Here is a 12,692-nt window from a genome sequence, read left to right as displayed (position 1 = left end):
CGACCTGAACGCTAACGGACGCCTTCATCCGTAATCTCTCTGTACTGACGTATTTCACTCATGTCATAAAAGCTAATGCAGCTTGTATGCCAACTTTACCGTCCTAACAAATTCAGAACGTTAGCCAGGAAAAATTTTAGCACTGGTGATTTTTTGCACCAAAAATGTCCGTTATGCCCTGCCGGAAGGCAATAATTCCCCCGGTTGCTGAGGCTCTTCGAACACTTCACCGGATTTGCGGCGTTGCTCGAGAATGACCAGCACTTCAGCGTGTTTGTCTTCGGTGAAATCGAAGAACCACATGAAGCCAATGCGGATTAATGAGCCGATTGCGGGCAACAGGCTGATACCGAAGAACAAGCCATTCATCACGCTTTCCGTCTGGTGAGCGGCCTGCGGAACGTAATGAATCGCGGTCAGGAATATCCCTACCAGTCCGCCGCCGACAGCAACGGACATCTTCCCGGTAAACGTCTGGCCGGAGAACGTGATCGCCGCGCAGCGTTTATTGGTTTTGTATTCGGCATATTCGATGGTGTCGACAATCATCGCGGAGGTAAACAGGTTGCTCATCATGACAAATACCGTGCTGAGGCCCAGCAGAATAAACAGCCAGGTCATGTTGTGATATCCGCTGAACCACAAGATGACGCGCACCACAATATCCAGTGCGCAAAGCACAATAAACAGGGAACGTTTTTTATAACGCCGCGTTAATAACGGTGCAGTCAGACAGGCAATCGCCGCTAATATCCCCATCACACCAATTGCCGCCTGTAATGCACCATCGCCCATATTATAAATAAAGAAATAGATGTAAATGCCGTTGGCAATATTGTGCAGGACACAGAAAAAGAATGCCGCCAGAACAAAGAAAAGTGGCCGGTTATTTTTCAGGTTATGAAACGTATCGCGCATGGTGACTTTTTCACTGCTTGGCGGTACACGTTCTTTGATATTCCAGAACCCGTTAATCATCAGCAGCAAGCCGATCACCATCATCACCACAGTCGCCATAAAGTAACCGTGATCGCCGGAGCCCGGCGCGAAAAATGCCGTCAGCCGCGGGAAGAAGATCGACGCGCAAGCGATACCGGCGTTCACGCCCAGCACGGCGGCGGTGACCGCTTTGGTGCGCTCTTTCGGCTCCGAGCTCATCACCGAACTCATCGACCAGAAAGGAATATCCGAAATGGCGTACAACGTGCCCCATAATATATAAGTTGCACCGGCGTAGAGAATTTTCGTCCCCATCGGCGCATCAATATTATAAAACGACGCCAGCGTGACCAGCGTAATCAGGAAAGGCGCCAGCAACATAAAGTGACGAAATTTCCCGAAGCGGGTTTGGATGGTGTCCATGACGCTGGCAAATAACGGATCGTGTATGGCATCCCACGCGCGGGCGACCAGAAATATCGTGCTCGCCGCCAGCGCGGAAATACCCAATACATCGGTGTAGAAATAGTTAATAAAGGAACCCACTAATCCGAAACTGAAGCATTGCCCCAGCCCGTAACCAAAATAAGACCACAATTCCCTGGACGGGATTTTCATTGAAATCGTCATTTTTATTCAGCCTCGCACTTCCCTGTGCAACATGTTGAAGGGTTATTTCATACGCGTTAAACGGCGGACAAGATCCATTTCAGCGCGGCGGAACGGGATACCGTATTCGTCCAGCACATCGTGGAACCACAAATGGGCGTAATCATGATTGCCCTTACGCACTACCGGCCACGGCAGCGTGGTCTGGGTTTTTCCGCGCACCAGCCCCCACTGATAACACCCGGCGTTGAAGGCGCTGAACAGCGGCAATTGCTCTTCGAAAACGCTGCCGACGTGGCGCGCCAGCCATTCGGTACACAGCATCGGGCGGTTGAATTTCTGCCAGAAACGCAGCGCCTGCAGAAGTTTTGGCGTGGCGACGTAGGCATGAAAGCTGATGACATCAGACAGTTTTGCCGCTGCGACATCAATCGGGTGCGTAAAAAACTCACTTTCCGGCTGATCCAAATCCTGCGAGAAATGCCACGCACCGACGGTCAGCGGTTGCTGCGGGTCTTCCTCACGTGCCCAGACAAACGCCTTTTGCATCAGATCGAGCGAGAAAACTTCCAGCTTTTCGTCATACAACACTTCTTCCAGCCCGGTCGCAAACGTGCCGCGGTTACCCGGTTCGTTGTACAAATCCCAGATAGCGATACGGGTGTCAGTGCGAAAATGGCGGATGAGGTCGCGCACATAATCCTCAATTTGCGGCCACATTTCGCGGTTACACACCACGTCGCGCCCCGGACTCGCTGCCGCCTGGCTGTTATGTTTTCCCGGCTCCGGCGCTTTTTGCGGCCCGAGATACGGCTCATCGCCAGAAAAACCGCAGTCGTCCATCAGCGTCAGCATCACTTTTATCTGATGACGTGCCGCGATACTCAGGAACTGATCGATGCGCGCCAGCAACCCGTCGCGGTCAACCTGCCAGACAATAAACGGCAAATTGATGCGCAGCTGGTTGTAACCGGCGTCGTGCGCCCAGCCCAGTTCCTGGTCGATAGTCGGCGCATCGAATGTTTCGCGCTGCCAGAGTTCCGTCCAGTTCACCGCCGTGCGCGGTAAGTAGTTGAATCCGCAAATCCATCCCTGCTGTTGGCTCCACTGTGCTGCCTGCTGTTCATTCCATTGCTCTTTCATCGTTTTTTCCTCGCATTATCGTTCATTGACTAATATTATTAGCTAATGTTTATTACCTGACTGGCATTGCTGCAAATCCGTCATGCGGGTTCTGCTGGTGAGATCACACTCTTTTTAGCCAGCCTGCGTGGTGGTCTGGCAAAAAAGACCGCTGTGATATAGTGAAAAAGGAGAGATAAATGGCAGACGGGAAAAGGGAAATGGAGAAGAAAAACAAAGTCACGATGAGTGATATTGCGCGGGAAGCCGGGGTTTCGCAGGCCACCGTTTCACTGATTTTAAACAATTCACGTTCCGTCAAACTCAGCGAAGAAACCCGTGAACGCGTGTTTAATACCGCGCTCTCGCTGGGTTACAAAAAAATGCCAGCCCCCCACCGGGACAACGGTCAGGAAGAAATTGCACTGCTGATCAACGGGATGCCCAGCTATGACCCCTTTGTTGATGCCCTCAGCGAAGCCCGGGAAGCCGCGTGGCGGCATGATACGCTGCTGACGATTTACGATTACGGCGACGACGCAGAACTGGCCGTGCGGATCATCGCACAACTCAATCAGCGGCGTTGTGCAGGCATAATTATTGCGTCGCCCGTTACGCACTCCATTGATTTTTCTCCCTTTGTTAACCAGACGACGTTACCGGTTGTCCTGCTGAATGTGTATGACCGCGCGTATCCGCTGCTGCCCACTTTCCTGCCTGACGACCGTGCAAACGCGTTGCAAATTACACGCCATCTTATTGATCAGGGGGCCACGCGAATCGCACACATCATGGGTGATAACTGGATGGAAGCGTGTGAAAAGCGTCTCGAAGGTTACCGCGAAGCCCTGACGCAGGCGGGAATGACGCCCGACGACCGGCTGGTGCAGGCCACCAACTGGTCACTCAATGAAACCTATCGCGCAACGTTGCAACTGATGGATCAGCCCGAACCACCGGATGCGATTTTCTGCTCCAGCGACTGGATGACCATCGGTTGTTATCAGGCGCTGACCGAACTGCATCTGCGAATTCCGCAGGACATTCTGGTCGCCGGATACGACGATCAGCGCATCGCCGATCAGATGACGCCAAAACTCACCAGCGTCCAGTTGCCGTATAACGAATTAGGCCGGATGGCAGTGGAATATTTGTGCTCCGGCGAAGACGCCGCCACGCGCGTTATTATGGCGGGGAAATTGAAGGTTCGGGCGAGTACGGTCAGGTAAATTATCTGTTTTAATGACGATTAAAGTATGACATTGATAATAGACAAAAAAACAAACTAAGGGGTTCAATACCCCTTTCACTAAATAATACTGATTACATACTTTGATAAATCAGAACTTAACATACCCCATAAAATATTATCTTATGCGCGTTATTGTGAAATCAGGCATGTTTTATTTTAGTTAGAAATAATAATTTACCTGCCCAGTCAGAATGACTTTATAAGGAAATATTTTATGTCATGGAATAAAACGGCTGCCGTTGCACACGCACGCTGGCGTGCAGGCTCGACATCTACAGGTAATTGCGCGACATTTACATGAGAAGCCATTGAAGCCGGTGGCGTCAATATCGGACATACTCACGACGCCAGAAACTATGGAAGCCTGCTTGAAAGTGCAGGATTCAGACCCTTAGGTTCCGGTGAGGATCCACGGGAAGGTGACGTTGTGATCATTCAGCCTTATGCAGGAGGGCGTCCCGAAGGACATATGGCAATCTTTGACGGACAAGTCTGGTATTCTGATTTTCGTCAAAGGGATATGTGGGCCGGTCCGGGTTACAGAAACGCCCGCCCACACTATGTCATTTACAGGAAAAACTAATGCGCTCCTTTATTTTAATGATAATGCTCAGTCTTGCCGGTTGCGCTACGCACCAGAGCGCAGAACAGCGAGTTGAAACTTTTTACAGGCAGCATCTGAATAGCTTAGTGAAACCTGATCAAGACATGAACATTAATTCACCACTGAATGATGAATATATCGCTGTCGATACACGCCATCGAATTTCTGAAATACTCGCCATTCCCGAACAGGAAATCATAAGCTCCGATTATTTCACTTATACTCAAGATTATGCGCCCGAATGGATTGATAAACTTAGCGTGACTAACATTCATGATTTTATGGGCGGCAAGTTGGCCGATGTGAATATAGGTATTGAAGAAGGCAAAACGCTAAAACTAGCTGTGTACCTTAAAAAAGAAGATGAGGAATGGAAAATATATCGCGTGCACAATGTCAGCGATGATGACGAGCAGAATATCTTTGATGATTACGCCATTTCATCTGCCCGTCATTATGCGGATAACAATTAAACAATCGTCATCTTTTGAATTTTAAAGGCCAGAGTATTCTGGCCTTTGACGTAATAACTACCCCAAATCCCCTCCGTTACTGGCTATCACTTTTTTGTACCAGTAAAACGATTTCTTACGGGTTCTTTCCAGCGTGCCGTTGCCACTGTCGTCACGGTCAACGTAGACAAAGCCGTAGCGTTTGCTCATTTCGCCGGTGGAGGCGGAAACCAGATCGATGCAGCCCCACGAGGTGTAGCCGATGACCGGGATGCCGTCGGCGATGGCTTCGCCCATTGCTTTGATGTGTTCGCGCAAATAACTGATGCGGTAATCATCGACGATTTCGCCCTGCGCGTTGATTTCATCTTTTGCGCCGAGGCCATTCTCCACCAGGAATAACGGTTTCTGGTAGCGGTCGTACATCATGTTCATGGTGATGCGCAGGCCAAGCGGGTCAATGCCCCAGCCCCATTCGCTGGCTTCGATGTGCGGGTTTTTCAGTGATTTTACGATGTTCGCCGCGCTGCTGTTGTTGTCGTTCATGTCAGCGGACGCACAGCGCGAGGCGTAATAACTGAAGGACACGAAATCGACGGTGTTTTTGAGAATTTCGTCATCACCCTGCTGTTTATCGATGACGATGCCTTTTTCAGCGAATACGCGGCGGGTGTAGGACGGATAAGCGCCACGCGCCTGAACGTCGATAAAGAACAGGTTTTCGCGGTCTTTTTGCAGCGCCGCCCAGACATCTTCCGGCTTGCAGGTGCGCGGATAGAAATTCCCGCCCGCCAGCATGCAACCGATCTGATTTTCAGGGTTCACTTCATGGGCAATTTTCGTGGCCAGCGCGCTGGCAATCAGCTCATGGTGCGCCGCCTGATATTTGACCTGCTCCTGATTTTCGCCCTCTTCGAACACTAAACCCGCGCCGGAGAACGGGCTGTGCAACAGGATATTGATCTCATTAAACGTCAGCCAGTATTTCACCAGCCCGTCGAACGCCTCAAAACAGGTGCGCGCATAACGGGCGAAAAACTCGACCATTTTGCGGTTCCGCCATGAACCGTACTCAATCACCAGATGCATCGGCACATCGAAATGACACAGCGTAACCAGCGGTTCGATGCCGTATTTTTTACACTCGGCAAAAACGTCACGGTAGAACGCAATGCCTTCCGCATTCGGCGTTAACTCATCGCCATCAGGATACAGACGGCTCCAGGCAATTGAAGTACGGAATACGGTGAAGCCCATTTCGGCCATCATCGCGATGTCTTCTTTATAACGATGATAGAAATCAATCGCCTGATGACTCGGGTAAAACTCTGTTGCGTCCAGACGGAAGCGCTTTTCCTGACCGGTTTTTACCGCCAGACGGTGCGCACCGTGCGGGATCATGTCGACCGTCGTCAGGCCTTTGCCGCCTTCAAAACTGGCACCTTCGGCCTGGTTTGCGGCAATCGCGCCGCCCCATAAAAAGCCGTCAGGAAATAAAGATGCTGCCATGAATTATTTCTCCTTTAATGTGAACGCGCTGCGTCGGCTGCCACCGGCAACGGCGCAGGCGTTGTGATCTCTGCCGTTTTGCCCTCTTTCGGCGTCACGGTTTCCACGGGAATATCTTCAAATCCGAGTAACAGGGTGATGACAAACGAAAGCACCACCGCGAGGATCATGACGCCCGCCACCCAGACAAGGGTCATCGGATTGGACGGGTCGAAGAACTGGACGCTGGTAAACAGGCCCGGCGACGCCATCGAATGGCTGGCGAGGCCGCCTAAACCGGCAATACCGCCGCAGATAAAACCGCTGATTAAGCAGGCGATGAGCGGACGTTTAAGCCGCAGCGCCACGCCGTAAAGCGCAGGTTCTGAAATCCCGGCCACAATCGCGGAAGCCGCCGCTGCCAGCGCGGTCTGGCGCAGCTCCGGGTTTTTCGTCCGCCACGCCACGGCCAGCGATGAACCGCCCAGTGACAGGTTTGCGCCGATTTCTGACGGCATCACCATGCCTTCTTTGCCGGTTTCAGCAATGGTCTGAATAATGGTTGGCGTGAACACGCGGTGCATGCCAGTCATCACCAGCAGCGGCCAGGCCGCGCCCATAATCGCCACCGACAGCCAGCCGAGATAGCTGTGAACGGTGTATACCACGGCGGAAATACCGGTACCAATCCAGATGCCCAGCGGCCCGATCAGCACGATGGCGATCGGTGCGGCAATCAACATGATCAGCATCGGCTTGAGGAAATTTTTGGTGACGACCGGCGTAATACGATCCACCCATTTTTCGATGTAGGACAGCAGCCACGTCATGCACAGCGCGGGGATCACGGTGTAGGTGTATTTCACCGCCGTGACGGAAATGCCGATGAATTCAACTTTCTGCCCCTGCGCGGCTTTCGCCATCAGGTCGATAAACGCCGGATGCACCAGGATCCCGGCAATCGCAATCGCCAGCGACATGTTGGTTTTGAATTTCACCGCCGCCGACGCGGCCACCATCACCGGCAGGAAGAAAAACGCGCCGTCGCCGATGGTATTGAGGATCACCAGCGTTGAAGCGCCCTTTTCAAACACGCCAGTCATATCCAGAATCATCGCCAGCAGTTTGACCATCGAACCGCCGATAATCGCCGGGATCAGCGGCGACATGGTGCCAATCAGCGCATCGAGAATTCCTGCACCAATCCGCTTGAGCGTAATTTTGTTTTTGGCCGGTGCATCGCTGGCCGCCGCAAAGCCTTCCGGAAGCAGTTTCAACACTTCGGCGTAAGCCTGCGACACGTTATTGCCGATGATCACCTGGCACTGTTTTTCATTGCGCACTACGCCCATCACGCCGGTGATGGATTTCAGCGCCGCCGCGTCCACGACGGATTCGTCGTTCAGCACGAAGCGCAGGCGCGTCATGCAATGCGTAACCGCAACCACATTATCCGCGCCGCCGATGGCATCGACGATTGACCTGGAAATTGCTGCAAAATTTTTAGCCATGAGTGATAACTCTCTCGGATTCATAGGGTTATGAATAATTATCTTTCCGGGAAGCCTTTTTTATGAAACGTAGCGGGCTTTTTCCGAAACAGTAGGTAACCGGTTTCACACGAGAATGTTCAGTTCTTCTTCTGACTTCAATAAATAAATACAACACCGTTTCATTTTTGTGATGACGATCTCCTTGCGAAGTGAAATCGTCTCAGCACGCGCGGAATGTGTAGAATGACGAATAATTTTTCTCATCCGGAAGGTGCCTGATGTCGACAATGCAGGAAGTTGCAGCCAAAGCGGGCGTCTCGAAAGCCACGGTTTCCCGTGTGCTTTCCGGCAAGGGTTATGTGAGCCAGGAAACCAAAGATCAGGTCTATAAAGCCATTGAGGAAGCGGGCTACCGGCCCAATTTACTGGCAAGAAATCTGGCAACCAGCAAATCGATGTGCATCGGGCTGGTGGTGACGAATACGCTGTATAACGGGCATTATTTCAGTGAATTAATTTCTCAGGCTGCGAAAAAACTCGACGCCAACGGACGCCAGCTGATTCTGGTGGATGGTAAACACAGTGCGGAAGAAGAACAGGACGCCATTCAGTTTTTGCACGATTTGCGCTGCGACGGCATTATTATTTATCCGCGTTTTTTATCGGTCGATGAAATGGATTTGCTCATCGACAAATATAAAAAACCGGTGATGGTCGTGAACCGCAAATTACGCAAACATCAGAGCCACTGTATTTATTGCGACCACAAAGGGTCGAGTTTTAATGCCACACAGGCGCTTATTGAACGCGGACATCGGGATATTGCGTTTATCACCGGTTCGATGGATTCCCCGACCGCCATTGAACGGCTTTCCGGTTATCGCGACGCGCTGACGGCATCCGGTTTACCGGTAAAAGAATCGCTGATCGTTAAGGGAAAATGGTCACCGGCCAGTGGCGCGGCGGCGGTGGAAACGTTGTTGTCGTCCGGGCTATCCTTCACCGCCCTGCTTACCAGCAATGACGAAATGGCGATCGGTGCGATGAAGCAGCTCAGCATCGCCGGAATTGCCGTGCCTGCGCAGGTTTCGGTGATCGGGTTTGATAATATCCCGACCGCGCCATTTCTTATTCCGGCACTGTCGAGCGTGAAAGATCCGGTGAGCGACATGGTCAGCGAAGTCATCAGCCAGATTATTTCCATGCTCGATGGCGGCTATTTATCCGAAAAGAATAAGTTTGTGTCTGAGCTTATTTTGCGCGAGTCAGTGACCGACGGCCCTTATAAAGTCGTGCAGTAATTCCCGAAAGTTTACCGGCGCGCTTGCAGGAAATACCGTAAGCGCCCTGCACCTCCCTCAGCTTTACGTAAACGCAGTTTAAATTTTCCGTTAAACCCCCTTTATTAAGCCTTATCCGAATTGTCGTTTTCCCGTTTGCCCCGCAAAGTCTGTGTGTTATCAGAAAACACCGTCAAAACGGGAACGGGGAATACAATGATTAAGTCAGGAATAGTTGTTCTGTGTGCGTTGCTGGCGACCGCCAGCCTGAGTGCTTACGCTGAAGGCCCGCACAACGGGCCGGTCAGTCAACCGCAGCCGGTTCATAAAGTTCACAAGCCTGTCGTGAAACACAAAAAACCGCATCATCAGGTTAAACCTGCGCCGGTTCACCCTAAAGCGAAGCCAAAACCACCGGTGAAGCACGAACCCAAACCGCCGCGTCCGTAACCAAAATTTAACAGGCCGCAATAGTTTGCGGCCTTTTTATTTAACACATTGGATCCCCTCATATTTCCCTTAGCTTTTTATGCCATTCCGCTAAAGTTTCATTCCTGTTGCGCCGATAACGAATCTGGTCACTCAAACTCAAAAGTGCAATTTAACTTAAGTCCGATCTTTTAGCTAAAAACGCTTAATTTTAAGCATGTTAGAAGCAAAATTTGGCGAACTAAGAATTATCTTATGCTAACGTTTCATGAGCACATCACAGCAAAAATGCGTCGGGACAGGCGCACTATTTAGCCGCACTCTGATTTGGACGGAATCCGGGCAGAGACGGCAGGCTACCAGGCAAAAAAAATGAGCGAAGATTCTGATGTACTGTATCGGTTGCTGGTCCAACGCGTAGAAGATTACGCCATCTATATGCTGACACCGGACGGCACCATTGCGAACTGGAATGCCGGCGCGCAGCGGGCAAAAGGCTATACGCCTGAAGAAGTCGTGGGGAAGCATTTTTCATGCTTTTACACGGAAGAAGATAAGAAAAGTGGCTGGCCGCAGCACGGTCTGGAGACCGCGCGTTCAACGGGCCGCTATGAATCTGAGGGCTGGCGACAGCGCAAAGATGGCTCGCTTTTTTGGGCGCACATCATTATTGAAGCCCTGCGCGAAGCCGGTGAAATCATTGGTTTTGCCAAGATCACCCGTGACGTAACGCAAAGGCGTGAAACCGAAAAAGAGTTGCTGAAGGCCAAAGAACTGGCCGAATCCAACAGCGAACAGCTCTCTTCTTTATCGCAATTTCTGAACACGGTGATCGCCAATATTCCCTCTTCCGTGATCGTTGAAAATGCCGTTTCGCGGGAAATTCTGCTGGTGAACCGTCAGGCCGAACGCCTGCTGGGGATTTCGCGCGAGAAAATGCTCGGCAAACGCCCGCAGGATTGCATGGGATTCGGGCTCAGCAACTTTATTAATAAGCAGTCGGACGAATGTCTGCGCGCTGAAGGTGTGCATAAAAGCGAGCAACAACTGCTGACGGCCATCGGCGACCGTACGCTGCAAACCACCAGTTCGGTGATCCGCGGGCACGATCCTCAAACCAGTTATGTGATGATGATTGCTGACGACGTGACCGATCAGCAGGCCGCGCATGCGCGTATCCATCACATGGCGCACCACGATAATCTGACCAGCCTGCCCAACCGCATTCTTTTCAGCCAGCGTCTTAACGAAGCTTTGCAGCGCGACAGCTATACGCACAGCCACACGGCTACATTGTGTCTGGATCTGGATAATTTCAAAAACGTGAATGACGCGCTCGGCCATCAGGTCGGCGATGAACTGCTGCGGGCGATTTCCAAACGTCTGCGGATGACGCTGCGCGATGACGACACGCTGGCGCGCATCGGTGGTGACGAGTTTGCCGTCGTGCTGCCCGGCCTGAAAGATATCTCCGCGGCGCATCAGATTTCCAAACGCCTGATTGAATCCGTGCGTCCGCCGGTCATTATCGACGGTCACTCGCTCTCGGTCGGCCTGAGTATCGGCATCGCACTGGCGGATTCCACCGAGAACACGCCGGATCAGCTGCTGCGTTGCGCGGATATGGCGCTGTACGAAGCCAAACGTAATGGCCGCAACCGGTACGAAGATTTCCGTATTGAAATGGACGCCGCCGCCCGCAAACGCCGCGTGGTCGAAATGGACTTGCGCGACGCGATTACCTGCAATCAGCTGCGTCTTTACTACCAGCCCATTACCGATGCCAAACACGATGCGGTCATTGGCTATGAGGCGCTGATGCGCTGGCATCACCCGCAAAACGGGCTGATTATGCCGGTAGATTTCATCCCGATTGCCGAAGAAACGGGCCTGATCCACAGCCTTGGATCTTTTGCGTTACACGAAGCCTGCCGTGAAGCCACAACCTGGACCGGCTCGCAGACCGTCGCCGTGAACCTCTCACCGATTCAGTTCAAAAACAGCGGACTGGTTTCTGTGGTGGAATCCGCACTTGAAGCGTCCGGGCTGGATCCGTCACGGCTGGAAGTGGAAATTACCGAGTCCGTATTGCTCGACAATACGCTGGGCAATATCGATACCCTGCGAAAACTGAAAGCGCTGGGCGTGCGTATCGCGCTGGATGATTTCGGCACCGGTTATTCGTCGCTGAGTTATCTGCGCTCGTTCCCGTTCGACAAAATCAAAATCGACCGGTCGTTCATCAACGATATGCAGGACAGCCGTGAAGCGCTGGCGATCATCCGCGCCATCACCGGCATGAGCCGCAGTCTGGATATTCAGACCACGGCAGAAGGCGTCGAAACCCCCGAGCAGTTCAGGCGTCTGAAAGAAGAAGGTTGTAGTTTGTTCCAGGGATATTATTTTGGACGGCCTCAGCCCTCAGAATCCCGCCTGACTGGGTTTACACCTCTCTGATGATAGGCATTAGACAGGGTATTTGCCGGAAATGATCGCTGGAAAAAGGGCGCAAAAGGCTATCATTTCTGACGATTGTTTTTACTCTTCCCCTTCGCCGGGGGAGAGTAAAGAGCAAAACCATAATGCCCCGGCAATTCCCTCCCTTCGCTGACCTGAATCCACTCATCTCCACTTGCGACACCCTCACCATAGTTCACAAACTTGCAGACGATCTGACTGCCCGTGCCTGCCGCGACGTGCGAATTATTCCTTAATACCCGTCCCGACCCTTTCCTTCTTTCGTGAAGCAACGATATAGCGAACCATTAGCCCACTTATTACGCTTATTTGATCTACTTCTCATACCGCAGAATCACGCACCATTACGATCCGTTAACATTAATTTAACGCACTACACTTGTGCATATCAGCGTAATATCAATACGTTATGAATACGGAAACCGATCTTCCGCTTAAAGAGCGTATTTTTTATTCGTTTGAAATTAAAAACAAATTCTCCTTTCTGCAAAACTTTTTCACGAACCATTACAGAATTGGTTCAGAAAATGCAAAGGACTGATTAAC

9 protein-coding genes and 1 pseudogene are annotated in these 12,692 nt (G+C 51.6%); 6 read left to right on the top strand and 4 right to left on the bottom strand.

Annotated elements, in window-relative coordinates:
* Positions 1-171: 171 nt before the first annotated feature.
* Both GW579_RS02530 and GW579_RS02525 read right to left on the bottom strand, forming a co-directional pair.
* Entirely contained in the window at positions 172-1,569 is a 1,398-nt protein-coding gene (locus GW579_RS02530; protein ID WP_165057332.1) for an MFS transporter, read from the bottom strand.
* 42 nt (positions 1,570-1,611) lie between these two features.
* Positions 1,612-2,691, bottom strand: coding sequence for a cellulase family glycosylhydrolase (locus GW579_RS02525; RefSeq protein WP_165057330.1), 1,080 nt, complete (start codon positions 2,689-2,691; stop codon positions 1,612-1,614).
* A 200-nt stretch (positions 2,692-2,891) separates the two neighbouring features.
* Between GW579_RS02525 and GW579_RS02520 the strand changes: the two genes are divergently transcribed.
* From GW579_RS02520 to GW579_RS02515, 3 genes and pseudogenes are all read left to right on the top strand, one after another.
* A complete protein-coding gene (locus GW579_RS02520; RefSeq protein WP_165058690.1) occupies positions 2,892-3,899 on the top strand; it encodes a LacI family DNA-binding transcriptional regulator in 1,008 nt (335 codons plus the stop codon).
* Positions 3,900-4,136: 237 nt separating this feature from the next.
* Positions 4,137-4,505 (top strand): annotated as a pseudogene (locus GW579_RS23790) (hypothetical protein).
* Entirely contained in the window at positions 4,505-4,999 is a 495-nt protein-coding gene (locus tag GW579_RS02515) for a DUF3828 domain-containing protein (protein ID WP_165057328.1), read from the top strand. The pseudogene GW579_RS23790 and the gene GW579_RS02515 overlap by 1 nt, the downstream one beginning before the upstream one ends.
* 57 nt (positions 5,000-5,056) lie before the next feature.
* Here GW579_RS02515 and GW579_RS02510 read toward each other — a convergent pair whose 3' ends face one another.
* Both GW579_RS02510 and ascF read right to left on the bottom strand, forming a co-directional pair.
* Positions 5,057-6,487, bottom strand: a complete 1,431-nt coding sequence (locus tag GW579_RS02510; RefSeq protein WP_165057326.1) for a 6-phospho-beta-glucosidase — start codon at positions 6,485-6,487, stop codon at positions 5,057-5,059.
* Positions 6,488-6,501: 14 nt separating this feature from the next.
* Complete coding sequence (ascF, locus tag GW579_RS02505) at positions 6,502-7,977, bottom strand: PTS cellobiose/arbutin/salicin transporter subunit IIBC (RefSeq protein ID WP_152326075.1); 1,476 nt, start codon at positions 7,975-7,977, stop codon at positions 6,502-6,504.
* A gap of 260 nt (positions 7,978-8,237) precedes the next feature.
* On the opposite strand from ascF, the gene GW579_RS02500 reads away from it, so the two are divergent.
* From GW579_RS02500 to GW579_RS02490, 3 genes are all read left to right on the top strand, one after another.
* On the top strand, positions 8,238-9,260 hold the full coding sequence (locus tag GW579_RS02500) for a LacI family DNA-binding transcriptional regulator (protein WP_152326074.1): 1,023 nt from the start codon (positions 8,238-8,240) through the stop codon (positions 9,258-9,260).
* Positions 9,261-9,455: 195 nt separating this feature from the next.
* Positions 9,456-9,689, top strand: coding sequence for a hypothetical protein (locus tag GW579_RS02495; RefSeq protein ID WP_165057324.1), 234 nt, complete (start codon positions 9,456-9,458; stop codon positions 9,687-9,689).
* A 351-nt stretch (positions 9,690-10,040) separates the two neighbouring features.
* Positions 10,041-12,125, top strand: a complete 2,085-nt coding sequence (locus GW579_RS02490) for a sensor domain-containing protein (protein WP_165057322.1) — start codon at positions 10,041-10,043, stop codon at positions 12,123-12,125.
* Positions 12,126-12,692: the final 567 nt, after the last annotated feature.

It is taken from the genome of Rahnella contaminans (genome assembly GCF_011065485.1).
In the GTDB taxonomy this organism is placed as follows: Bacteria; Pseudomonadota; Gammaproteobacteria; order Enterobacterales; family Enterobacteriaceae; genus Rahnella; species Rahnella contaminans.
This window is presented reverse-complemented; position numbering and strand designations above follow the sequence as displayed.

Bases quoted from the DNA above. Each gene is read 5' to 3' on its own strand.
- GW579_RS02530 (WP_165057332.1), bottom strand. From the start codon at position 1,569: ATGACGATTTCAATGAAAATCCCGTCCAGGGAATTGTGGTCTTATTTT.
- GW579_RS02525 (WP_165057330.1), bottom strand. From the start codon at position 2,691: ATGAAAGAGCAATGGAATGAACAGCAGGCAGCACAGTGGAGCCAACAG.
- GW579_RS02520 (WP_165058690.1), top strand. From the start codon at position 2,892: ATGGAGAAGAAAAACAAAGTCACGATGAGTGATATTGCGCGGGAAGCC.
- GW579_RS02515 (WP_165057328.1), top strand. From the start codon at position 4,505: ATGCGCTCCTTTATTTTAATGATAATGCTCAGTCTTGCCGGTTGCGCT.
- GW579_RS02510 (WP_165057326.1), bottom strand. From the start codon at position 6,487: ATGGCAGCATCTTTATTTCCTGACGGCTTTTTATGGGGCGGCGCGATT.
- ascF (WP_152326075.1), bottom strand. From the start codon at position 7,977: ATGGCTAAAAATTTTGCAGCAATTTCCAGGTCAATCGTCGATGCCATC.
- GW579_RS02500 (WP_152326074.1), top strand. From the start codon at position 8,238: ATGTCGACAATGCAGGAAGTTGCAGCCAAAGCGGGCGTCTCGAAAGCC.
- GW579_RS02495 (WP_165057324.1), top strand. From the start codon at position 9,456: ATGATTAAGTCAGGAATAGTTGTTCTGTGTGCGTTGCTGGCGACCGCC.
- GW579_RS02490 (WP_165057322.1), top strand. From the start codon at position 10,041: ATGAGCGAAGATTCTGATGTACTGTATCGGTTGCTGGTCCAACGCGTA.